Origin of the sequence: Bacillus sp. 0102A (genome assembly GCF_036765155.1) — a bacterium.
Taxonomy (GTDB): domain Bacteria; phylum Bacillota; class Bacilli; order Bacillales; family Bacillaceae; genus Bacillus; species Bacillus subtilis_G.
Genome location: NZ_JBAIZW010000006.1, coordinates 185,679 through 209,644 on the forward strand (window position 1 = coordinate 185,679; position 23,966 = coordinate 209,644).

Annotated in this window: 14 protein-coding genes and 2 pseudogenes; 8 read left to right on the forward strand and 8 right to left on the reverse strand. The window is 44.6% G+C overall.

Annotation, left to right across the window (positions count from 1 at the left end):
• Positions 1-86: 86 nt before the first annotated feature.
• The 4 genes and pseudogenes from V6D41_RS15150 to V6D41_RS15165 form a co-directional block, all read left to right on the forward strand.
• Positions 87-284 (forward strand): annotated as a pseudogene (locus tag V6D41_RS15150) (hypothetical protein); the annotation flags it as partial.
• 194 nt (positions 285-478) lie between these two features.
• On the forward strand, positions 479-1,600 hold the full coding sequence (locus tag V6D41_RS15155) for a response regulator aspartate phosphatase (protein WP_442893071.1): 1,122 nt from the start codon (positions 479-481) through the stop codon (positions 1,598-1,600).
• A complete protein-coding gene (locus V6D41_RS15160; protein ID WP_333518763.1) occupies positions 1,590-1,787 on the forward strand; it encodes a hypothetical protein in 198 nt (65 codons plus the stop codon). The genes V6D41_RS15155 and V6D41_RS15160 overlap by 11 nt, the downstream gene beginning before the upstream one ends.
• Before the next feature lie 328 nt (positions 1,788-2,115).
• Positions 2,116-2,418, forward strand: coding sequence for a hypothetical protein (locus V6D41_RS15165; protein WP_333518764.1), 303 nt, complete (start codon positions 2,116-2,118; stop codon positions 2,416-2,418).
• A gap of 21 nt (positions 2,419-2,439) precedes the next feature.
• Here the strand turns inward: V6D41_RS15165 and rlmD are convergent, their stop codons facing one another.
• From rlmD to srfP, 3 genes are all read right to left on the reverse strand, one after another.
• Positions 2,440-3,825 (reverse strand): 23S rRNA (uracil(1939)-C(5))-methyltransferase RlmD, encoded by a 1,386-nt coding sequence (gene rlmD / locus V6D41_RS15170; protein WP_333518765.1) that lies wholly within the window; start codon positions 3,823-3,825, stop codon positions 2,440-2,442.
• Positions 3,826-3,881: 56 nt separating this feature from the next.
• On the reverse strand, positions 3,882-4,793 hold the full coding sequence (locus tag V6D41_RS15175; RefSeq protein WP_333518766.1) for a diacylglycerol kinase: 912 nt from the start codon (positions 4,791-4,793) through the stop codon (positions 3,882-3,884).
• 150 nt (positions 4,794-4,943) lie between these two features.
• The gene (srfP, locus tag V6D41_RS15180) at positions 4,944-8,084 is read right to left on the reverse strand and encodes a surfactin resistance protein SrfP (RefSeq protein ID WP_333518767.1); all 3,141 of its coding nucleotides are present in this window, start codon (positions 8,082-8,084) and stop codon (positions 4,944-4,946) included.
• Positions 8,085-8,215: 131 nt separating this feature from the next.
• Between srfP and V6D41_RS15185 the strand changes: the two are divergent.
• Positions 8,216-9,080, forward strand: a pseudogene (locus V6D41_RS15185) (TetR/AcrR family transcriptional regulator); the annotation flags it as partial.
• A 33-nt stretch (positions 9,081-9,113) separates the two neighbouring features.
• Here the strand turns inward: V6D41_RS15185 and gatB are convergent.
• Genes gatB through gatC form a run of 3 tightly spaced genes read right to left on the reverse strand, consistent with a single transcriptional unit; the run spans position 9,114 to position 12,321 of the window.
• Positions 9,114-10,544 carry an Asp-tRNA(Asn)/Glu-tRNA(Gln) amidotransferase subunit GatB gene (gatB, locus tag V6D41_RS15190; RefSeq protein ID WP_333518768.1) on the reverse strand — a complete coding sequence of 477 codons (1,431 nt, stop codon included), beginning with the start codon at positions 10,542-10,544 and terminating at the stop codon, positions 9,114-9,116.
• 13 nt (positions 10,545-10,557) lie between these two features.
• Entirely contained in the window at positions 10,558-12,015 is a 1,458-nt protein-coding gene (gene gatA, locus V6D41_RS15195; RefSeq protein ID WP_148963520.1) for an Asp-tRNA(Asn)/Glu-tRNA(Gln) amidotransferase subunit GatA, read from the reverse strand.
• Between the two features lie 15 nt (positions 12,016-12,030).
• A complete protein-coding gene (gene gatC / locus V6D41_RS15200; RefSeq protein ID WP_333518769.1) occupies positions 12,031-12,321 on the reverse strand; it encodes an Asp-tRNA(Asn)/Glu-tRNA(Gln) amidotransferase subunit GatC in 291 nt (96 codons plus the stop codon).
• Positions 12,322-12,718: 397 nt separating this feature from the next.
• Here gatC and putP point away from each other — a divergent pair, with 397 nt between their 5' ends.
• The 3 genes from putP (at position 12,719) to V6D41_RS15215 (ending at position 16,492) form a co-directional block, all read left to right on the forward strand.
• Positions 12,719-14,197 (forward strand): sodium/proline symporter PutP, encoded by a 1,479-nt coding sequence (putP, locus tag V6D41_RS15205; RefSeq protein WP_148963519.1) that lies wholly within the window; start codon positions 12,719-12,721, stop codon positions 14,195-14,197.
• A gap of 105 nt (positions 14,198-14,302) precedes the next feature.
• The gene (locus V6D41_RS15210) at positions 14,303-15,001 is read left to right on the forward strand and encodes an MgtC/SapB family protein (RefSeq protein WP_087991375.1); all 699 of its coding nucleotides are present in this window, start codon (positions 14,303-14,305) and stop codon (positions 14,999-15,001) included.
• A gap of 111 nt (positions 15,002-15,112) precedes the next feature.
• Positions 15,113-16,492, forward strand: coding sequence for an alkaline phosphatase (locus tag V6D41_RS15215; protein ID WP_333518770.1), 1,380 nt, complete (start codon positions 15,113-15,115; stop codon positions 16,490-16,492).
• A gap of 53 nt (positions 16,493-16,545) precedes the next feature.
• On the opposite strand, the gene V6D41_RS15220 is transcribed toward V6D41_RS15215, so the two are convergent.
• Together V6D41_RS15220 and V6D41_RS15225 are read right to left on the reverse strand one after the other, a co-directional pair.
• The gene (locus V6D41_RS15220) at positions 16,546-17,547 is read right to left on the reverse strand and encodes a phosphotransferase enzyme family protein (RefSeq protein ID WP_333518771.1); all 1,002 of its coding nucleotides are present in this window, start codon (positions 17,545-17,547) and stop codon (positions 16,546-16,548) included.
• Positions 17,540-23,965, reverse strand: coding sequence for an HAD-IIIC family phosphatase (locus V6D41_RS15225; RefSeq protein WP_333518772.1), 6,426 nt, complete (start codon positions 23,963-23,965; stop codon positions 17,540-17,542). The genes V6D41_RS15220 and V6D41_RS15225 overlap by 8 nt, the downstream gene beginning before the upstream one ends.
• Position 23,966: the final 1 nt, after the last annotated feature.

Sequence of the window (23,966 nt, forward strand, 5' to 3'; positions counted from 1 at the left end):
AAACCTAAAGCCCTCTTAATTGAGGGCTTTAGGTTTATCTCATCTCACTTTATAAAAGGAGCATCATCTTGACAGTTAGAAAAGAATTAATAGAAGCAAAAGCCTTTATCCAACATTCATCTAAGGAACAATTTGAAGAAGGCTTATCTAAAATTAGAAATAAATTAGACACTCTTACAAGAGCATACCTAGAATCAGCTAACGACTACATGAATCCTATGCTCAAAGAAATGCATAAGACAGAAAAACTGCTAAAAGAGTACGACGAAACTGCTCAGTCGTAATAACCGCAACCCAAAGTCCAAAAATTGAGATTGTGCTACTTCCATAAAACCAAATCTAACGCGAAACACCCAAACTACCATTTGCGGACTGCACCGAAAATTTCTTTTGCGGTCTCTCAACCCCTTCCTATTAAATTTCAGTATTGATAAAATTTACATAATTAGTGAGAAGAGGAAGGGTGAGGAGTTTGGGCATGATTTCGTCTCCGCACGTCGGGATGAAAATTAATGAGTGGAACCGACATATCCAAAAGTTTAATGTGACAGATGCTGAAATGCTTAAAGCTGAGATCGAACGGGACATTGATATCATGGAAGAAGACCAAGACCTCTTGATTTACTATCAGCTCATTGCATTTCGTCATCAGCTTATGATCGACTATGTGATTCCATCTGAAGGAAACCAAATGAAGTTATCAGAATATTTAAAGAGAATTGAAGGCAGCAACAGGAAGATGGAGAAACTCGTTGAACACTACTATTACTTTTTTCAAGGAATGTATGAATTCAAACAAGGCAATTTCTTGACTGCCATTACATTGTATCAAAAAGCGGAAAACACAATACCTTATATTTCGGATGAAATTGAGCGGGCGGAATTTTATTTTAAAATGGCTGAAGTGTTTTATCATATGAAACAAACCCACGTATCCATGCACTATTCTTCTCAGGCGTATCACATCTATAAAACGCACGACCTTTACTCAGTCCGCCGCATACAATGCCATTTTGTGATCGCAGGTAACTACGACGATTTAGAAAGTCATGAAAAGGCGCTCCCTCACCTCGAACAGGCACTAAAAGGCGCACGGCTGCTTGAAAGCAAAAACAAGCGAATTTACGGCCAAGCTTTATTCAATATCGGAAATTGTTATCTTAAGATGGGTGAATTGACGAAAGCAGCAAAATACATGGAGAAATCGATACTCCAATTTAAAAAATCAAATTTCAACAACTTAACACAAGCTTACCACGATTTAGCCTTAATTTATTTTCTTCAACATAAACAAGGCCAAGCAATGGATTGTTTCAGAAAAGGCGTACGCTTCGCATGTAAATTCGACGATGACCTCTTTAAAATCATGTTTGAAGGATTACAGGCGTTGTTTATCAAAAAAGGAGAAGCGTCCATTTTATTAAATGTTTTCAACAAATTAGAGACATCCCAAGGATATCCTTATATGGAAGAGTTGGCATTATTAGCCGCAAAGTTTTATACTGAAATTGGGCAGATGGATGATTCTGTTATCTGTTTCAAAAAGATGGTTCATGCCCGCAAACAAATTCAGAGAGGGGATTGTTTGTATGAAATTTAAACTGACTTTGTGCGCTGTAATTGCTTTGATCGGTGTAAGCTTTATCGGTACTGCCTTAGGAAATGAAGTAAACGTGGCTTCCAGAAACATGACAAGCAAAGCTGCAAACGATTCAACGAACTCCCTAGCAGACAAAGCCATCTTTGACAAGGAAATGACGATTGCAGAAAACGGAACGCTTTGTTAAGGACAAGACGCAGCTTAGGCTGTGTCTCTTTTTCTGAAGAAATACGATGATAAAGGATAGAATGTTTTATGTTCAAACTCTCATATGCAAAAGATCGAGAGTTATTTCATATCTACTGATCATTTCCATGAACTAAGAAAAATAAGACACGATCTGGATTTTAACTATATAAACGGAGCTATTCAATTAAAATATGGGGATCAGTATTTGCTGGACATTACACATCAGGATCTGGCGTTTTTTGAATCGGTGGACAAAGTTTATGATTATCACTGCCACTACGAATTAAACAAAAGAAAAGACTTAAAAAACAAGATAGGTGGAAGCAATGTATAACCAATTAAGAGAAATTGCAAACCTCTTAGAAAAGATAAATAACAATGGTCAAACAAATATACTGCCTGTTGAAGAACTCAAAGAACAACAAGACAATCTAAATGACTTATCTGTATTATTAACCGATATGGACAGACTTCTAAAGAAGAGTAAACACATTGATCTTAACAATGTTCAAGATGTTGATAAACTCCTGTTCGAAATCCACAAAATGGTGACCTCATTTGAATGGCATATATCTGAAATTAGTGATTTAAATTTAAAATGTTTTAGTCATTCCATTTATAACAATTAAAAAGGCAACCACCCCAAAGGGTTAGTTGCCTTCTCTAAGTTCCAGCACAGCCACACACTCCACATGATTCGTATGCGGAAACATATCCACAGGCTGCACTTCGAGCGTCGCATACCCGCCATCCTCAAGCACCCGCAGGTCTCTCGCAAGCGTGCCAGGATTACAGGACACGTACACCACCCGCTTCGGTTTCATCTCCACAATCGTCCGCAGGAGGGCTTCGTCGCAGCCTTTTCTTGGCGGGTCGACGACTAGCGTATCGGCCGTGATGCCTTCTTCATACCACTTTGGAATCACGGTTTCCGCTTCTCCAACCGCGAATTCTGCGTTTGTGATGCCGTTGAGCTCAGCGTTTCGTTTCGCATCTTCAATTGCTTCTGGCACAATCTCTACGCCGTACACTTTTTCCGCCTGTTTCGCCAAGAAGAGAGAAATCGTTCCGATGCCGCAGTAGGCGTCGATGACGGTTTCCTCGCCCTTCAGCTCCGCATACTCAAGCGCTTTGTCGTAGAGTACTTTTGTTTGCTCTGGATTGACTTGGTAGAACGATCTGGCGGAGATGGCGAATTTGACGTCTCCGATGAGGTCGTAGATGTATTCTTCGCCCCAGATGACGTTTGTTTCGTTGCCGAAGATCACATTTGTTTTGTTCGGATTAATGTTTTGCACGATTGATTTAACGTGCGGGAATTGCGCTGTGATGTCTTCGATGATCTTTGCTTTGTGCGGGAAGTCGTTCGTTCTTGTAATGAAGACGATCATCATTTCGCCTGTAACGACGCCGTATCTGACCATGATGTGACGGAGCCAGCCTTTGTGGCGTTCTTCGTTGTAGGCTTTGACCCCGTAGTTTGCGCAAATGTCTTTGACGGCTTGGACGGCTTCGTCGTTTTTGGATTGCTGGATCAGGCAGGCGCTCATGTCGATGATGTCATGGCTTCTTTGCTGATAAAATCCGGCGACGAGTCCGCCTTCCCGTTCTCCTACAGGCACCTGTGCTTTGTTTCTGTAGTTCCATGGGTCTTCCATTCCGAGTGTCGGGTGCACGGTGACGTTTGACAGGTCCAGCTTGCCGATGCGTTCTAAGACGTCTTTGACTTGTTTTTGTTTAAACAAGAGCTGGCCTTCGTAGGTCATGTGCTGAAGCTGGCAGCCGCCGCATTGCTTGTAGATCGGGCAAGGAGCATCCGTTCTGTGCGGGCTTTCTTCCTTCATCTCGATCAGGCGGCCGAAAGCGAAGCCTTTTTTGACGCGTGTCACTTTGATTTGGGCTTTTTCTTCCGGCAGGGCGTTTGGCACGAAGATCGGGAAGCCCTGCACCTTTGCGACGCCCGCTCCTTCGTGGGTCAAATCCTCAAATGTCACGTCGTAGTATTCATTTTTTTCTACTGGGGGTTTCATTTTCATGTATAATCACCTCTAGTTTTAAGCGAAAGAAAAACTTGGCCTATTCAAGCCAAGTTTTAGTCATCCAGCTGTTCCGCTTTCTCTTCCGGCATGATGACGTGAATGTGTCGGTACAGATTCACGAATTCGCCCGGCAGCATGCCGCCGTATTCGCCGTCCAGGTTCAGCTGCATCTTTTCTGATACATTGACTTTCACGCGGTTCGCTTTTGTATAAATAATGTGCTGGTCGTTGATGTGTTCGCCGCGGAGCGCCATCGTTGCGACTCTGATAAATTCAGCAAGGTTTGCTTTCTTTAGTATCATCAAATCAAACATGCCGTCATTCAGGCTGGAATCCGGTGCGAGCTTTTCGAACCCGCCGACGGAATTTGTCAGCGTGACCAAAAACAGCATGATTTCACCTTGAAACAGCTTGCCGTCATATTCAATCTCGACTTCTGTCGGTCGAAGTGAAGGCAGCATTTCCATTCCCTTTAAATAATAAGCAAGCTGGCCGAGCATCGTTTTGAGTTTGCTTGGCACGTCGTACGTCAGCTCCGTCAGGCGGCCTCCTCCGGCGATATTGATAAAATACTGGCCGTTGACCTGTCCGATATCAATTGGGCGGGCAGCGCCGTTAATGACCGTATCTGCCGCTTTTAAAATATCCTCGCGCGGAATATTGAGCGCTCTGGCAAAGTCGTTCGTTGTGCCGACAGGAATCACACCGAGTGTCGGACGGTTGTCTAAAGGCGCAAGCCCGTTGACGACCTCGTTGATCGTTCCGTCTCCGCCCGCTGCAACAATTAAGTCAAACTCACGCATTGCCGCTTCCTTGGCGGCGTGCGTTGCGTCTCCTGCGCATGTTGTGGCATGGGTAGAGGTTTCATAACCGGCTTGTTCAAATTTTTGCAGGACCTGGGCCAGATGCTTTTTAAAGATCTCCCGTCCTGAAGTCGGATTGTATATTATGCGTGCACGTTTCATTATCTCATCATCCTACTTAAGAGTATCCGATCCATTTTTACACTAACAACCTTTAATTATACTATGAGTTAAAAAAATCGCAACAAAATGTACATAATCTTACAGGTGAAAACGCACAAAAGCCTCAGCAGAGCTGAGGCTTTCACATTTTTACTCTTCTTCTGTTCCCGGTTTTTTCTTGCGGAACTTCGCCAATACTTCGTATACGATTGGCACGATCAAGAGCGTCAGAAGCGTTGAACTGATTAAACCGCCGATAACCGTGACGCCGAGTCCTTTTGAAATGACCTGGCTTCCGCCTTCGAAGCCGAGTGCCAATGGAATCAAGGCGCCGATGGTCGCAATGGCTGTCATCAGGATCGGACGGAGTCGTGTAGAGCCGGCTTCTAGAAGCGCTTCTCTCGTAGACAGTCCTTCCGCTTCCTTATGAATGACGCGGTCAATTAAGACAATAGCATTCGTAACAACGATACCAATCAGCATGAGCATACCGATCATTGCGTTCAGACTGATCGTTTCACCTGATACATATAGTCCGACCAGGGCACCGATGACTGTGAACGGCAATGAGAACAGAATCGCAAATGGCGCTAGGGCTCCGCCGAATGTAATCACAAGCACGAGGTAGACGATCGCTATTGCGGCCAGCATCGCTAAACCGAGCTTCGTGAAGGAATCAGCAATATCTGCGGATACGCCGCCTGTATCAATTGATACGTTATCAGGAAGATCAAGCTTATCAATTTTCTTCTGGACATTAGCTGATACAGCTGTGACGTTGTCTGTTGTCACTTCACCTGTGACATCTGCATAGACTTTTCCATCACGTTTTGAAACCGTATCAGATGTTGATCCTTCTTTCACTTTTGCGACATCGCCGATTTTGACTTCCTGGCCAGTCGCAGAAGTGATCTTTTTATTCTCTAAATCTTTCACACTCTTATACTCGTCTTTTTCCGTCTTAATGTTCACATCAAGCTCTTTGCCGTCTTTTTTCACGGTTGTGAGTGGCTCTTGTGATGTTTGTGTCATTAAGGCCTGAGAAATTTGAGACGCGGTTAAACCGAGTTTACTTAATTTTTCTTGGTCAGCGACAAATGTGTACTCATCATATGTGCTTGAAAGGCCTGAGCTTACGTTTTTCAGATCCTTTTCATCTTTCATGATTTTTTCAATGTCTTTGACCGTGTCTTTAATATCGTTTTCTGAATCGCCATACACATAATATGTTAATTCATTGTTATTGCCTGAAGAGCTGAAGTCCTGTGACTTCCATTCTCCGCGATCTGACTGATCTTGGATTTTCTTTAGCACGTTGTCTTTTTCTTTATCAAAATCAGGCGTGTCGCTTTCATATTTGATATAGAACAACGCACCGTTTGAATCTCCTCCGGCAAGCGGGCTGCCAGAGCCTAATGAATACTGGACCGTATCGACATGCTTGCGGTCAAGCAGAATTTTTTCCGCTTTTTCAGCTTCAGCTTCGGCTTCTTTTTTCGTTTCCCCCGGCTCAGGGCTGTATGTGAGCTGCATCGTTTTTTCTTCTTGGGACGGCAGGTAGCTGGCACCGATTAACGGTACGAGGAACAAGCTTCCCAGCAGCATTAGAACAGCGATGATAGACGTGATCCATTTGTGGCTCAGCGCCCAGTTCAGAACTTTTTTATAGAAGCCTGCCAGTCTGCTAGGTTTATGTTCTTTCGCTTTGACCGGCGCGCCCGATAATGATTTTTTGAACAGGCTGTGCGCGAGCATCGGCACAAGCGTGATCGAAATCAACAGGGATGCGGCAAGCGCAAATACGATTGTTAAAGCAAATGGAAGAAACAATTCACCGATTTGTCCGCCTACAAGTGCGAGCGGCAGGAACACCGCGATTGTCACGATCGTCGATGACATGATCGGTTTAAACATTTCCTTCGTCGCTTCACGGACCAAGGCTTTTCCGCGGAGCGGTTCATCTTTGAGTCTCATGCGGCGGTAAATATTTTCAATAACAACGATCGAGTCATCGACTACACGTCCGATGGCCACGGTCATTGCGCCTAGCGTCATGATATTCAGTGTGATATCCAGCTGGTTCAGCACAAGAAGCGCGATCAGCAGTGATAATGGAATAGAAATTATTGAAATTAATGTTGATTTGATATCTCTTAAGAATAAGAGAATAATCACAATCGCGAAAATAGCACCGAAAACGGCTTTGCTTAACATCGTTTCAACTGACTGTGTGATTGGCTCTGCCATGTCAAGTGTTGCGCTGTAATCGAAGCCTTTATGGTCTTCTTTGAACTGCTTCAACTCATCTTTGACATTGTCTGCAACCTCTACTGTATTCGCATCGTTTGCTTTAACGACGTTGATGCCGATGCTGTTTTTGCCATTTGTGCGTGAAACAGATTCAGCTTTTTTCACATCTTTCATTGTGGCAATGTCAGAAAGCTTGACCGTCGGCACATCTGTGCTCGCGCTTTGCGGCGCCTGCGTTGCCGCTTGTGCACTTTGGACCGCCGCTTGAGACGCCGCGCTGCTGCCTGCATTTGAAGCAGATGCCGTCGGGATTCTCATATTCTTCAAATCTTTAATGGTTTCAATATCGCCGCTGACGACGACAGATTTCTCTTGATTTCCGAATGTGTACAATCCAAGCGGAGTTGTCACATCTGAACCTTGAATCACTTGTTTGACTGTATCTTCATCAAGGCCGTAATCTTTCAGTTTGTCTTCTTTGAAAGAAAATTCAACTTCTTCAACCTGCTGCCCTGATACTTGGACTGAAGCAACGCCTTCTATACCTTCAAGCTTCGTAACGAGGCTGTCCTCCACTTTTTTCGTCAGCTCTTGCAGATTGTCTTTATCGCTGGACACGCTCAGCGTCAGAATCGGGAAGGAGTTCAAGCTGTAGCGTGAAATTTCCGGATCCTTCGCGTCATCAGGCAGGCTGGCGTTTTCTAATGCCTCAGCCGCTTCTGTTTTGGCTTTGTCCATATCTTTCTCATAGTCATATTCAATCATGACCGACGATGCGTTTTCATAGGAGGTCGAAGTCACAACACTGACCCCGTCCAGATTCTGCACCGCTTGTTCAACCGGTTTGGTCACCTCATCAGCCACTTGGCTTGGCGTCGCGCCCGGATATGTGGTGCTGATCGTCAAGTAAGGCATGTTCACGTCAGGAATGGATTCTTGCTTCATATTCATACCCGCATACAATCCGGCTGCCGTTACAATAATCGTCATCAGCCATACGGCGAATTTGTTTTTCAGAACGAAATTAATAACGTGATTCATCATATCCTCCATTACATTTTTTATTGACTGACTGGTCATTCTATATAATACTAAACGTTATATTGCAACAACGTCAACTCATATACCAGAAAATTTTACTAAATTTTTCAAGGATTAAGGGGAAGCACGTCATGAATGAAAAAAAAGAAAGAATCATAAAAACCAGCATTCATTTATTTGCGACAAAAGGATTCACAGCTACGACAATCCAGGAAATCGCCAATGAATGCGACATCTCGAAGGGCGCTTTTTATTTGCATTTCAAATCGAAAGAAGCGCTGCTGTTATCAGCCTGCGAATATTACATCGGCATGTCTATGAAAAAAATGAAACATATAGAAGAGGATCTCGCCGAAAAATCGCCTAAGGAAGTGCTGAAAAAGCAAATCGGCGCTCAATTTGAAGATTTCCGGGATCATAGAGATTTTATTGTTCTTTTGCTTACCGAAAATATCATTCCGGAGAATCAAGAGATCAAGCAATACTTTTACAAAATAACCGCGGAGACGGATAAACTGTACCGGAACGCCTTGCTGGCGTCTTATGGCGAGGGAATCGAACGGTACGTCGCAGACCTTTCCATCATGGCAAGAGGCATTGTGCATTCCTATATGAATGTCATGATATTTAACGGTGAGCTCAGCATCGATGCAGAAGAAATCTCAGCCTTTATCATCGAAAGACTGGATGACCTTGTACAGGGACTGAGTCGTTCAACTCTCAATCCGATTGTGCCAAAAGACATTTTCAGACTGATGCCCGCGGGCAAAGAACAGCTGCTTGAGGACATTCAGAAAGTGAAAGAAAACAGCACGCTGCCCGAGGATATCACCGTGTCGCTTGATGTCATCGCGGAAGAACTGTCTCAGGATAAACCGCGCAAGCCGATTATGAAAGGCATGCTGTCCAATTTAACCGGAACCACCGACAAAGAAGTTGAAAAGCTTCGGACTCTGATCTCTGTCTTCATCTCCATTTGACCATAAAAAAGCAGCCCCCTCTCTCAAGAGGCAGGCTGCTTTTTTTATATTAGCGTTTTTTAATTTCTTCAAGCAGGATTTTGTTGACCATCGGCGGGTTGGCTTGTCCTTTGGACGCTTTCATAATCTGTCCGACAAGGAAACCGATCGCACGGTCTTTCCCGTTTTTAAAGTCTTCGATTGATTGAGGATTGTTGTCAAGCGCCTCTGTGACAAGCTTTAGAAGCACGCCTTCGTCAGAAATCTGAACGAGGCCTTTCTCTTTGACAATCTTCTCAGCGTCGCCGCCTTTTTCAATCAATTCCTTAAACACTTTCTTCGCGATCTTAGAAGAAATGGTTCCTTTTTCAATCAATTTGATCATGCCGGCAAGGCCTTCAGGTGTCAGCGCAACGTCGGCAAGCTCTTTTTGCTCAGCGTTCAGATAGGCTGATACCTCACCCATCAGCCAGTTAGACGCTTGTTTAACTTCAGCGCCTTTTTGAACGGTTTCTTCAAAGAAATCAGCCATTTCTTTTGTCAGCGTCAGAACCATCGCGTCATATGCAGGCAAGCCAAGCTCTTCAATGTAACGCTTGCGGCGCTCATCCGGAAGCTCAGGAATGCTTGCTTTTACGCGCTCCTTCCACTCATCGTCAATGTAGAGCTCGACAAGGTCTGGCTCCGGGAAGTAACGGTAATCGTCAGATCCCTCTTTGACACGCATAAGAATGGTTTTCTTCGTTGCTTCGTCGTAACGGCGTGTTTCCTGCTGGATGACGCCGCCGGAGAGAAGAACCTGCTCCTGGCGTTTTTCTTCATGCTCAAGGCCTTTTTGAACAAACGCGAAGGAGTTCAAGTTTTTCAATTCTGTTTTTGTGCCGAATTCCTCTTGGCCGATCGGACGAAGAGAGATATTGGCATCACAGCGAAGCGAGCCTTCTTCCATTTTACAGTCAGAAACGCCTGTGTATTGGATGATGGACTTCAGTTTTTCAAGATACGCGTACGCTTCTTCCGGCGTACGGATATCCGGCTCTGATACGATCTCAACTAGCGGCGTTCCCTGGCGGTTGTAGTCAACAAGCGAATAGCCGTCGCCTGTATGCGTCAGTTTTCCGGCATCTTCTTCAAGGTGAAGACGTGTGATGCCGATGCGTTTTGTTTTTCCGTCGACTTCAATTTCGATCCAGCCGTTTTCGCCGATTGGCTTATCAAATTGAGAAATTTGGTACGCTTTCGGGTTGTCCGGATAGAAATAGTTTTTGCGGTCAAACTTCGTATCTGTTGCGACCTCACAGTTGAGCGCCATAGCGGCTTTCATTGCGAATTCAACGGCTTCTTTGTTCAGAACAGGCAGGACGCCCGGGTATCCGAGGTCAATGACGCTTGTCTGTGTATTCGCCTCCGCGCCGAATGGCGTTGGAGAGCTTGAGAAAATTTTTGATTTTGTTTTTAACTCGACGTGGACTTCAAGTCCGATTACCGTTTCAAAGTTCAATTCTTTTCACCCCTTACAGTTCAGGTTTTGCTTTATGATGGTCTGTCGCTTGTTCAAAAGCATGAGCAACGCGGTATACAGTGCTTTCATCAAAGTGTTTTCCGATGATTTGCAGGCCGAGCGGAAGTCCGTCTGCTAAACCGCATGGCACGCTGATTCCCGGTACGCCGGCAAGGTTGACCGGAATCGTTAAGATATCGTTTGCGTACATTGTGAGCGGATCTTTCGTGTTTTCACCGATTTTAAACGCAGGTGTCGGTGTCGTCGGTCCGACAATCACATCATATTTCTCAAATACGTCTTCGAAGTCTTTCTTAATCAACGTACGCACTTTTTGCGCCTTTTTGTAGTACGCATCGTAGTAGCCTGAGCTTAAAGCGAACGTTCCGAGCATGATGCGGCGTTTGACTTCATTTCCGAAACCTTCAGCGCGCGTTTGCTTGTAAAGGTCGATCAGGTTGTCCGCGTTGTCTGTGCGGTAGCCGTAGCGGATGCCGTCAAAGCGTGCAAGGTTGGCTGACGCTTCAGATGATGACAGCAGGTAATATGTCGCAAGCGCATATTTGCTGTGCGGAAGAGACACTTCTTCCCATGTAGCGCCGAGGCCTTCAAGAACTTTCAGCGCGGCAAGAACAGATTCTCTCGCTTCTTTGCCGACACCTTCACCGAGATACTCTTTCGGAACCGCGATTTTCAGTCCTTTAATATCGCCAGTTAATGAAGAAAGAAAATCAGGAACATCCACATTTGCGCTTGTGGCGTCCATTTTGTCTGCGCCGGAAATCGCTTGAAGCAAAAATGCGTTGTCCTCAACCGTGCGAGTAATCGGCCCGATTTGGTCTAATGATGAGGCAAATGCGACCAAGCCGTAACGGGGTACACGTCCGTATGTTGGCTTTAATCCGACAACGCCGCAGAAGGATGCCGGCTGGCGGATGGAGCCGCCTGTGTCAGATCCAAGAGAAAACGGAACTTCTCCCGCAGCAACCGCAGCCGCTGAACCGCCGCTTGAACCGCCGGGAACTGTATCCAAGTTCCAAGGGTTTTTCGTCAGCTTGTAAGCTGAGTTTTCGGTAGATGAGCCCATGGCGAATTCGTCCATGTTCAATTTTCCGATTGTGACTGCTTCAGCATCTTGAAGGCGCTGAACAACAGTAGCATCGTAAATCGGATCAAAGTTTTCGAGAATTTTGCTCGAGCATGTTGTGCGCAGCCCTTTTGTTACGATATTATCTTTTACGCCGATCGGCATACCAAAAAGAAGACCGTGCTCAGAACGGCCGTCAACCGCTTCATCAAGCTCCTTGGCGTACGCTCGCGCTCTTTCTTCATCTAATGCCAAAAAGGCTTGTACCTTATCATCAACCGCTTGGATGCGTTTATAAGATTCGTCAACCAGATCAGAAATCTTAATCTCTTTTTTATGTATGAGCTGTTTTAATTCTGTGATTTTATGGTCAAATAATGACATTCTTGTGTCCCTCCTTTAGTCCAGAATTGATGGCACACGAATATAGCCGTCTTTATGGTCAGGCGCATTTTTCATAACGTCCTCAACCGGAAGGCCTTTACCCGCTTCATCTTCTCTCATGACATTTTTCATTTGAAGCACGTGAGTTGTAGGCTCTACATTGTCTGTGTTAACCTTCTTAAGCTCCTCGGCAAATGAAATGATGCTGTCAAGCTGTTCAGTGAACATTTTTGCTTCTTCTTCTGTAATCGCAAGTCTCGCAAGGTGCGCAACGTGCTTTACTTCTTCTATTGAAATTCGTGACATCTGATCCACCTCCACATATTTCTCCGTTAAGTCATATAATACTGATCATATCAAAAACAAGCCCTTTAAAGCAACAAAACGCCTTGGAACAGGCTTGGGTTTTCGAGACAATACCTCATATATTTTATACTAAAAAGAGTCGAAGGAGAAACAAAATATTTTTCTGAATATTTTTAATTTTGTTCATTTATGAAAGCGCTTTATCTCTTAGTCCCTTCTAGGTTTTCAGCGGTATTTCTTACTGCTGCTGAAAGTTTCATCGCTTGAATGGCCGGGAATACTTTGTTAGGTTAAGTTAACAAGTGCACCAAAATAGGTCACACTTGCGCCAGACTTAACTGGCACCATCAATTGGAGAGGTGATGTCACATTTATAGGATTGAAGAGAGGGTAAAACGTGAGTATTGAAATTATTATATCGTTAGGAATTTACTTTACTGCCATGCTGTTAATCGGCTGGTATTCATTTAGGAAAACAACTGATATCAACGATTACATGCTTGGGGGAAGAGGACTCGGCCCGTTTGTCACTGCTTTGTCTGCCGGTGCGGCGGATATGAGCGGATGGATGCTGATGGGAATTCCGGGGGCCATGTTCGCCACAGGTTTGTCGACATTATGGCTTGCACTCGGCTTGACAATCGGTGCGTATTCGAATTATCTTCTTTTGGCTCCGCGTCTTAGAGCGTATACGGAAGCGGCGGATGACGCGATTACAATTCCCGATTTCTTTGATAAAAGATTCCAGCATTCTTCCTCAGTGCTTAAAATTGTATCAGCTTTGATCATTATGATCTTTTTCACATTGTATACGTCTTCTGGTATGGTATCAGGCGGAAGATTATTTGAATCTGCTTTTGGAGCCGATTATACACTTGGACTCCTGCTGACTGCGGGCGTTGTCGTGTTATACACACTGTTTGGCGGTTTCCTTGCTGTCAGTCTGACTGACTTTGTACAGGGTGCGATCATGTTTGCAGCACTAGTGCTTGTGCCGATCGTTGCTTTTACCCAGCTGGGCGGCGTCTCTCCTGCTTTACATGAGATTTCAGCCGTGGACCCGAAGCTATTGGATATTTTTAAAGGCGCGAGCGTCATTAGCATTATTTCTTATTTGGCCTGGGGTTTAGGCTACTATGGCCAGCCTCATATCATCATCCGTTTTATGGCGATTAAGCATATCAAAGATTTAAAACCCGCGCGCAGAATCGGGATGAGCTGGATGGTGATCTCCATTCTCGGTTCAACTTTAACGGGTTTGGTCGGTGTGGCTTACGCACATAAATTCGGAGTTGTTGTAAGTGATCCTGAAACGATTTTCATTATTTTTTCTAAAATATTGTTCCATCCATTGATTACGGGATTTTTGCTGTCTGCTATTTTAGCAGCGATTATGAGTTCGATCTCTTCTCAGCTTCTGGTCACAGCGAGCGCAATGACAGAGGATTTATACCGGACATTTTTCAGACGTGAAGCATCAGATAAAGAACTAGTCATGACCGGCCGTCTGTCAGTGCTCATTATCGCAGTCATTGCGATTCTGATGTCCTTGAATCCAAGCAGTACGATTCTAGATTTGGTTGGTTACGCGTGGGCCGGATTCGGTTCTGCTTTCGGGCCTGCGATTCTTCTGAGTCTGTATTGGAAACGGATGACTGAATGGGGCGCTCTTTCAGCCATGGTTGTGGGAGCTGCGACAGTATTAATTTGGATTACAACTGGTTTAGCTGACTCTACAGGTCTCTATGAAATGATACCGGGATTTTTCCTGAGTATGATCGCGGGTATTATCGGCAGCTTGATCACTAAACGTCCTGCAAAAGCCTCGTACCGATTATTCGGCGTCATGGAAAAGCTGTTAAAACGCAAAAAGTAAGCAATAAGCCATCAAGCGCCGCTTGGTGGCTTTTGTGCTCTTGTTTTGCTATAAATACTGTGAGAAAATCATATTTATTTAAAAACACCTTAGAGAAGGGGGAAGTTGCTGTTGAGCTGGTATATTGATCCTGATATTTTATTAAAATTGGGCATTGCCACATTGATTGGCATGGTCATCGGGCTTGAGCGCGAATTAAAAAATAAGCCGCTCGGATTAAAAACTTGTATCGTTATCGCCGTCAGCTCATGCATGCTCACGATCGTCAGTATTAATGCGGCATATCATTTCCCTAAATACTACCGCATCATGATGGACCCGCTGCGTCTCCCGGCCCAAATTATCTCCGGCGTCGGATTTATCGGTGCCGGTGTCATCTTGCGAAAAAGCAACGATGTCATTTCCGGCCTGACAACATCAGCTATGATCTGGGGTGCAGCGGGGCTTGGGCTGGCAACCGGAGCCGGGTTTTATAAAGAAGCCTTTGCCAGTCTTCTGTTCATCCTGATCAGCGTGGAATTTTTACCGTGGGCGATCAGAAAAATCGGTCCCGACCGCCTGCAGGAAAAAGACATCCGCATCAGAATGTCGCTTTCGGATAAAGACAAAATGACAGATATTTTAAAAGAAATGAAAAGAAAAGATATTAAAACGCACTCCGTCCGGATCGATGACCTGGGTGAAAAGGAATTCCCAATCATGGAAGTCAAGGTCCGCGTTCATAAAAACAGGTACACGACCGATGTCTACTATGACATTAAAGACATTGAAGGCGTAGTCGGCGTAAAATGTGATACATTATAAAAGCCAATGGGGTAGATTCCCTATTGGCTTTTCGCTGTTATCGAAAAAAGCATTGAAGTCTCTACCATTTTCAAATAAAATACATATTAGTAAATAAACACAATAAGGGAGATGTTTCTTATTACCAAAGCGCGTTTTACAGTAACTGTCACCCTCATTTTGACTGCTTTCTTAAGTGTTTTTGCCATAACAGAATTCATATCCTCTCCTCATTCTCAATCATCCAAGACCAGCAGCAAGAACCCTAAAAATGTGATCTTAATCATCGGAGATGGAATGGGTATGCCGATGATTAACAGCTATAGGACATTAAAAAGCGAAAAGCTGAATACTCCCGTCCAAACAGCATGGGACCCTTATTTAACAGGCATGCAGATGACACATCCTAACGATCCCAGAGACAATATTACTGATTCTTCGGCTGCTGCAACCGCCATGGCAACCGGAACGAAAACATATAATGATGCGATTGCAGTAGACAACAAACATCAGCAGCTCAAAAGCGTAACAGAAGCTGCCAAAGAGAACAAGATGTCCGTGGGCTTCGTCGTGACTTCGGACTTAACCGACGCCACCCCCGCTGCTTTCGGTGTACATAACGTCTCACGGAAAAACTACACTGAAATTGCGGACCAATTCTATGATGAACGTATTAATGGTTCTCATAAGGTTGATGTTTTACTCGGAGGCGGAGCGAAATATTTCATTCGCAAAGACCGAAATCTTGCTGAAGAATTCCAAAAAGACGGCTATCATTATGTGAACACAAAGCAAGACTTGAAAAAAAATCAGCACGATAAGCTGATCGGACTGTTTGGAGAAGTTGAATTAGATAAAGCGATTGACAGAGAGAACAGCACACCTTCTCTAAAAGACATGACAGAAGCGGCACTCACCCAATTACAGAAGAACGAAAACGGTTTTTTTATGCTTCTGGAAGGAAGCAATATAGACAATGCAGCCCACGAAAATGACGTGGTAGGCGCTTTGAGCGAAATGGAAGATTTCGAGAAAGGTGTTCAATCTGCTCTGGATTTTGCGAAAAAAGATAAAGAAACACTGGTTATTATTACAGCTGATCACTCTACAGGCGGTTTCTCTTACGGTGCAGAGGGAATGACGCGCGAGACCGGCTATAAATGGGATCCTTCACTAATCATCGCCGCTAAAAAAACGCCGGGCTATATGGCAGAGAAGATCGCTGAAGGCCAAGATGCCGAAAAGGTGCTCAGCACTTATATTAATATGAAGCTGACGGAAAATGAGATAAATCAGGTTAAAAACGCAGCCTCACAATCAAATACAGCTGCTGTCCAAAAAAGCATTCAATTGATTTTTGATAAACGGTCTTTTTCAGGCTGGACAACGTTAGCCCACACCGGTGAAGACGTACCGGTTTATGCTTACGGTCCGGGAAAGGGAAAATGGAAGGGGCTCATCGACAATACGCAGCAGGCAAAAAACATTTTTGCTATTTTAGAACAAAAATAAAAAACTCCGGCTCACAGCCGGAGTTTTTTAATAAGGGGATCGGCGCAAATTTCTTACGCTAACTTCGAAAAGTCAAATTCGGTTATCGGCGTTTGATTTTCGATATCGTTTCTGAATCCCTTAAGCATTTCTTTTTCTTCTTCTCCTATTGAATCAAGGTCAAACATTTGATGCAGCAATCCATAAATCAGCATATGGCGCAGACGGAGGAAATCCGGGATTTTCTTGAGCCACTCGGCGGCAATTTCATTTTCCTCCCTGTATCCCTTTATAAAATGCGTCATAAATTCTTCTGTAAAGGCTGCTTTATTTTCATATGGGACGACCGGATACCATAGGACATTGTAAAGGAGAATGCTGATATCATTCACAAACCAGTTGTACCCAATATCATCAAAATCAAATGTAGTGATCTTACCATGATCCCAGTTAAAATTACCATGGTGAAGATCTGCGTGAACAAGGCCGTAGCTGTCACGGTTTTTTGGCAGTTGACGCAACTCATTCATTAAATCGTCCGCCTCTTGAAAAACCTTTGTCTGATCTTCGGGGACATATTTTCTGAGCTTTAATTGCTCTTCTTCATCCCACTCCTGTCTTTTAAATCTAGGATTGCTCAGTTTATAGCTTTTTGTCAGGCTGTGCATCTTCCCTGTATATCTGCCAAGCTCGAAAAATAGGGTTTCGTTCCACTCAGATTCGTCTACTTTATGACCCGGCGCCTTTTCATAGACTCTCAATAAAAATGCTCCGCCGTTTCCGTCCGGCACTTCCTCAACATCTTTACCGGTTAACGACGGAATTGGTTTGGCGACTGAAAGCCCGCCTTCAGCAAGATGGTGGAGCCATTCCATCTCTCCCATTATATAATCCGGCGACCGGCGAATCGTGTGTGTAATCTTTAAAATATAAGATTCATTGTCTTTGGCAAACTCATACACATAGTTTTCCGCATCCGCTAAAAACTGTACTTGATCTCTAGTAAATCCATATATAACGGCAGCTTCTGCCAAAACCTTATCTTCATCAAAAATTGCTTTAATATCTTTATGCATGCTGATTCTCCCTCTTCATATATTTAGATAATTCCCTTATCGTGTGTTTTTTCGCATGATTCAACTCATCAACATACCAGCCTTTCTTTTCCATCTCTACTTCCATTTTGACAGCGAGCAACGAATTTCCTCCCAAATCAAAGAAATCGTTGTCAATTCCTACATAATCTAAGTGGAGGATCTCCTTCCAAATAGCCACAAGTATTTTTTGCTGTTCTGTTTTCGGCACGCTTTCTTCTGCTCCGGCTTCTATATGTTCTTTCATTAATATAGATCGCAAATGCTCTGGCCGGTTTGTATCTAAGGCCATTAAATATGGAGAATGCAGGGAGTGTTCAGCATGCAGCACCTCCCAATGTGCGTTTGTGTTTTCAATCAAAGCTTCCGGCAATGCATCACTGGCAGCCGCTCTCTCCGTTTTGTCCGGCCCAGGTTGCAGAGAGGATACCCATTCAATATGCCCGCTTCGATCCTCAACATCATGCACAGAGATTTGACAAACTGTTTTTAACGGACCCGCTTCTTCCTCAAAACGATGTGCAGCCAAGAACTCAGAAAAGGCGCGGTTTCTGCCTGAATCCTTAAACTCCAAGGACAACGTCGCTAGCTGTTCATCCCTTGCATATGAAGCAAGACCCGACAGCAATTTATGTTCAATTCCTTTGCCTAGTGCGCGACAGCTGAGAAGAAAAGTATCTAACTTTAATGAATCTTCTGTTCGAATTCCCATAATTGCACCGACGATGCCTTCATCACTGAATCTGTCCGCTGCTTCAACGATCCAGCCGATATGGCCGTCCGTACTGAGCCGCTGGGCAAGCTGCTCCTCACGATAGACTGACGGATTCATATTGAACTGATTAATTCTCGCACTCATTTGAGCAACTCGCGGCAAATGCTCTTCTGTCATCTCAGTCAAGGCGATACGCAGGTGTAAGCCGGAAAGAAATTCTTCAAGCGAACGAGACGTATTCAAATCTATTTTTCTTTCTTGCGCGGCCAAATATCGTTCCGTGCGCTTTTGATCAGCTTCTGTCACTCTGAATCTGTCAAATGCCCAGACATGTTCTAAGAACATCGGAATAGAATCTGTATCAGACGGCAGAAGCAAGGTCAGAACCTCTGGCAGGCGTTCGTTCATTTCCAGGCATTGAGCCGGATCATCATCTAAGAATATGAACCGATCCACTGAAATGTTCAGCTCATCGGCCATTTCTTTCATGTTTCTGGCTTTCTCTTTCCAATTAATGCGTGACAGGACAAAGTCCTCTTTCTTCAAAATCATATCTGGATGACGTTCAAACACATTCCAGACGTCTTCTTCATTATTTCTGCTTGAAAGCACAAGGAGCAGACCCTCTTCTTGTTTCTTCTTTAAAAATTGCTGCAGCGCTCGGTGGGCAGGAGTAATAATGACTCCTTCCGCACCAGCTTCAGACACGGTACCGCTCCACAAAGTGCCGTCACAATCGATGGCGGCCGCTTTAAATGGCGGTTTGAGCCATGCTGCAAACTCACGTGCCACCCGTGTTCCCATCGCCGCATAAAATTCTTCAGTAAACGGTATTCTTGCCGCTCTTTCACTTTGCGGGTCAAATATGGCATCAAGCTGGTATGTTTGATGCAGCTGGCGGAGATCAATCAAATGTATATCCGTTTCTCCAGCAAGCTGCGCGATCCAATTCTGCTGGGATTGCACAAGGATGTCCCGGAGCTCCTGCTCTTTCACATTTTCCAGCGGCAGCAAGCCAATGAAATAAGGCACTTCTTTTTTCTTTTGTTTCATGATGGCGAGCAGTTCATCTGAATTATATTGAACGTGGGCCATTCTTTCTTCCAAAGAAAGGCCTGAATCCCCCGCCAAATCCTCAAGGCGAATCAACAGCAGATTGGCACCGTCTTTTTGCCGTGACAGCAAGCTTTCTTCATTAAGCAATTCTTGAAACACTTGCCCGTAAGGAGACAGCTTTATATCTAGATTGATATCAAACTGTTCGCCCCACCATTTGAGGTAAGGCACAATCGGATCAGCCGTAAAATTGGAACAAATGGTTAATGGGCACGAGATGACTCGGTTTGACTCTCTCTCCCTTTTCCGCTCGGCCTCTTCCTGCTCTTTTTGGCTCAGCACCGGAATGTCCTTTATGCGTTTTTCAGGCTCTTCTGCAGCTTTTTCAGCAAGAGAGATAAAATGAGAAACAAATGCCTTCATGGATTCATGAGTGAAAAGCGACCGGTTGTATTGAAGCACACATTTAAGCTCTCCCGTCACTTCCTTCACGGCGTCCATTTTCATATCAAGCTTTGAAATGCCCTTTGCGAATTCGTATGTTTCAAATGTTAATCCGCCAGCCTCTATTTTTATATTCGGGTCATACTCATTATGATAGATCAGCATGGTATCAAAGAAAGGGTTGCGGTTTGGCTTGATCACCGGCTGCAGCGCTTCTGCCATTTGATCGTATGGATAATCCTGATGGTCATAAGCTTCAAGCAGAGTTTGTTTTGTGTGTTGAAGGTTGCCGGCAAACGACTCTTCAGGATTCAAATGAATTTTGATCGGCAAAAAGTTTGTAAACATGCCGATCGTATTCTCAATATCCGCATGACGCCGGCCTGCCACCAATGACCCAATCATCAACTCCTGCTGTTTTGTATAGCTGGACAAAAGCATGGCATAGAGCTGAAACAGCATGACATTGTTGGTCAGCTGCTGCGCCTCTCCGATTTTTTCAAGCTTTTCTAAAACGCGCGGCGGGATTGTAAACTTAATTGCCCTGCCTAAAAAGCTTTGTTCTTTTCGTTCATAATCAAGAGGCATATTCAGCACAGGCACTTCACCCTCAAGCTGCTTCAGCCAATACTCTTTTTGGCGTTTAAACATGTCACTATTAAAAAATGTCTGCTGCCACTCCGCATAATCTTTATACTGAATGATTTTTTCCGGGAGCTGTTCCCCTCTATATAATTGGGTAAATTCTTTTATAAAAATATTCATCGAGGCGCCGTCCGCCACAATATTATGCATATCAACAAGCAACGCATGTTTTTCTTCCTCAATTTTGACGAATTTCACCCGAATTAATGGTGAGACCTTAAGATCAAATGGCCGTATAAATGAACTGATTTCGTCATCGAGCTCATCCATTCTCGCTTCGGTTTGTTCAATCGAAAAATCAAAGTTCTGATGGATTCTCTGCACAGGTTCTCCATCCTTAATTTCAAACGTTGTACGCAGTGTTTCATGCCTTTCGATCAGCTTTTTGAATGTATCCTCGAAGCGGGCGGCATCAATTTTTCCGAAGCACAAAAGAGCCATCGGCATGTTATATGTGGTGACTTGCCCGATTCTCTGATGAATCAAATACGTTCTCCGCTGTGCCGCTGAAAGCCTGTACACGTCTTTTATTTCTGAAGGCTGAATGGATGTATATTGATTTCGGTCAGAACGCTCAATAAGTGCGGCAAGCGCACGGATTGTCGGGTGCTGGAACACGTCGCTTAGCGTAAGCTCCGCTCCAAATTCCTTGTGAATGCGGGAAATCAGACCAGTGGCGTTCAATGAATGCCCGCCTGTTTCAAAAAAATGGGTATCTAATGTGACACGTTTGACTCCGAGAATGTCCTTCCACATAGCAGCCAAGACCGCCTCTGTCTCATTAAATTGAACATCTGATTCTGTATCCGCTGTCTGCCCGTCATTTGCTTGCTCAGGAACCAAAAGCTGAAAATTTTCTGCCACCGGTGTTCTCGACTGTTCATTTGTCCGGCCAATCCAATATCTTTCTCTTTCGAAAGGATACGTTGGAAGCGGAATAAGCTGGCATTGCTCCTGCTCATAAAAAGCTTTCCAGTCGATCGGAACCCCGTGCAGCCACATATCTCCCAGCCTGCTCAGCAAATACCGATAATCGGAGGCTGACTCCTTCGGGTGCCTTAACAGCTGGATCGCGTGTGGCTGATCCTCCGCCTGATACAGCTTGCTGACAAACGATCGCAAAGCGTTTCCAGGGCCAACCTCTATAAAAATCGGATTTAATTCTTCTTTTAAACGTTTTGCGCAGTCCATAAATCTGACGGTCCCACGTAAATGGTGAGCCCAATATGCCGGATCTCCGGCTTCTTCGTCTGTGATCCAATTCCCTGTTACATTTGAAACAAACGGAATCTTTTGATTTTCAAATTGATAGGCAGAGAGTTTATGTTTCATGCTCTCTAAAACCGGTTCCATCATATGTGAATGGAAGGCATGAGATGTATGGAGTTTTCTGCAGCTATGCCCCTCGGCGCTCAACTTCCTTTCCAATGCCTCAATCTCGTCTAGTTCCCCTGAGACAACACATGAATTTGGCGCATTCACCGCAGCGATTGAAACGGTTTCGTCTGTATACGGTTTGATGTCTGCTTCGCTTAAGGATACGCTAAGCATAGATCCGGACGGCAGATTTTGGAGCGCTGCCCCTCGAAAGCTGACGATGTCAAGAGCATCTTCCAATGAGAGCACACCCGATATGGCTGCAGCCGTATATTCACCGATGCTGTGTCCCGCCATTGCTTTCGGCTTAATTCCCCAATCGATCAGCATTTTAGCAAGTGAATATTCGATACAGAACAGAAGAGGCTGCGTATATTCAGTTTGGTTAATCAGTTTCGCATCATGCTGCTTATTGTCAGAGAAAAGCACCGTACGCGGATCTGTGTCCATATGATTTTTTAATATGTCAAAACAGGCATCGAGCTCTTCCTTAAAAATCGGTACAGTATCGTAAAGCCCTTTAGCCATATCAACATACTGCGCCCCCTGTCCCGGAAAAAGAAAGACAACGGGCCGGCTTGCTGATTGAGAGCTGCCGGTTTTAACAGACTCATAGTCATTTTCATGAATAGCCTGAAGAAGCTCAGGCACATCCGCTGCCACAATCGCTTTTTTATAAGGAAACGAATGACGCCCTACTTTGAGGGTATATGCCGCGGCTGCCAAATTGGCCTGCGGATTTTTCACAAAATAGTTTGACAGCCGGTCTGTCATGTTGTTTAAAGCGGCCGGTGTTTTGGCTGACAGCAATAAGAGTTCCGCGTCGTGTCTTTTCGCTGCCTTGTGATGCGCCGGTGCTTCCTCTAATATGACATGGCCATTTGTTCCTCCTATGCCAAAAGAACTAACGCCCGCTCTGCGCGGGAATTCGTTTTCTTCCCAAGGGGTAAGTTCCGTGTTGACGACAAATGGTGATTGCTCAAAATCGATTTTGGCGTTTGGCTTTTCGAAACTCAGAGTCGGCGGAATCATTTTATGCTTTAAGCTTAGAACTGCTTTCATAAATCCAGCCACACCTGACGCATCATTTAAATGACCAATGTTGGATTTGACAGAACCAATTCTGCAGTATCCGCGACGATCTGTTTGATAAGCTTGTTTTAACGCTTCTATTTCTATCGGGTCACCGAGTGTCGTCCCTGTGCCGTGAGCCTCGACATACGTAATGGTTTCAGGCTCCACCTCTGCCATGTGCAGGGCTGTTTTGATAGCTGTTACCTGGCCTTTGGTGCTCGGCGCTGTATATCCAACCTTTCTGCTGCCGTCATTATTGATTGCAGTACCTTTTATAACAGCATAAATATGATCTCCATCTGCTTCGGCATCTTCTAGCGTTTTTAAAATGACCGCTCCTGCCCCGTCTCCAAATACTGTGCCCGCCGCCTCATCATCAAAGACGCGGCAATGCCCATCTGGAGAATGGATCATACCTTCTTGGTAGAGATACCCGGATTTTTGCGGCAGGCGGATAGAGACTCCGCCTGCCACCGCCATATGGCAGTCTCCATTTAACAAAGCCTGGGCAGCAAGGTGAATAGAAACCATCGAGGTTGAGCAAGCAGTCTGCACCATCATGCTCGGCCCTTTCAGGTTAAGTTTATAAGAGATAAGTGTTGCCATATAATCTCTCATATTCAAAACAGCTGTTTCCAGTGTCTTTGAGTCTTCTCCATGTTTTGCCCCCTGAAGAGCCCTCAGCACCCATTCTGCATTGAGGCCGGCTCCTGTATAAAGGCCGATCTGCCCTTTGTAAGTGAAGGGATCATATCCAGCGTCTTCCAACGCGGTCCACACACATTCATGAAAGATACGGAACTGCGGATCCATCATGGCAGCTTCCTTCGGCGTATAATCAAAGAAGCCGGCATCAAACAGATCTACATCCTCCACAATTCCTTTTGCTTTGACAAATCGCGGATCATTCAGCAGCTCTTCATCCACGCCTTCTTCTCTCAGTTCCTCATCAGTGAAAAAAGAAATCGTCTCTTTCGCATTTATCAAATTGCTCCAAAACTCCTGCATGTTTTTCGCACCCGGAAATCGGCCTGCCATTCCGATAACAGCAATTTCAGCTCCGTGATTCGAATTGTTAGAATTACTCATT

What these genes read in the sequence shown, in the direction of transcription:
- V6D41_RS15155 (WP_442893071.1), top strand. Translation starts at nt 479, where the DNA reads ATGATTTCGTCTCCGCACGTCGGGATGAAAATTAATGAGTGGAACCGA.
- V6D41_RS15160 (WP_333518763.1), top strand. Translation starts at nt 1,590, where the DNA reads ATGAAATTTAAACTGACTTTGTGCGCTGTAATTGCTTTGATCGGTGTA.
- V6D41_RS15165 (WP_333518764.1), top strand. Translation starts at nt 2,116, where the DNA reads ATGTATAACCAATTAAGAGAAATTGCAAACCTCTTAGAAAAGATAAAT.
- rlmD (WP_333518765.1), bottom strand. Translation starts at nt 3,825, where the DNA reads ATGAAAATGAAACCCCCAGTAGAAAAAAATGAATACTACGACGTGACA.
- V6D41_RS15175 (WP_333518766.1), bottom strand. Translation starts at nt 4,793, where the DNA reads ATGAAACGTGCACGCATAATATACAATCCGACTTCAGGACGGGAGATC.
- srfP (WP_333518767.1), bottom strand. Translation starts at nt 8,084, where the DNA reads ATGAATCACGTTATTAATTTCGTTCTGAAAAACAAATTCGCCGTATGG.
- gatA (WP_148963520.1), bottom strand. Translation starts at nt 12,015, where the DNA reads ATGTCATTATTTGACCATAAAATCACAGAATTAAAACAGCTCATACAT.
- gatC (WP_333518769.1), bottom strand. Translation starts at nt 12,321, where the DNA reads ATGTCACGAATTTCAATAGAAGAAGTAAAGCACGTTGCGCACCTTGCG.
- V6D41_RS15215 (WP_333518770.1), top strand. Translation starts at nt 15,113, where the DNA reads ATGTTTCTTATTACCAAAGCGCGTTTTACAGTAACTGTCACCCTCATT.
- V6D41_RS15220 (WP_333518771.1), bottom strand. Translation starts at nt 17,547, where the DNA reads ATGCATAAAGATATTAAAGCAATTTTTGATGAAGATAAGGTTTTGGCA.
- V6D41_RS15225 (WP_333518772.1), bottom strand. Translation starts at nt 23,965, where the DNA reads ATGAGTAATTCTAACAATTCGAATCACGGAGCTGAAATTGCTGTTATC.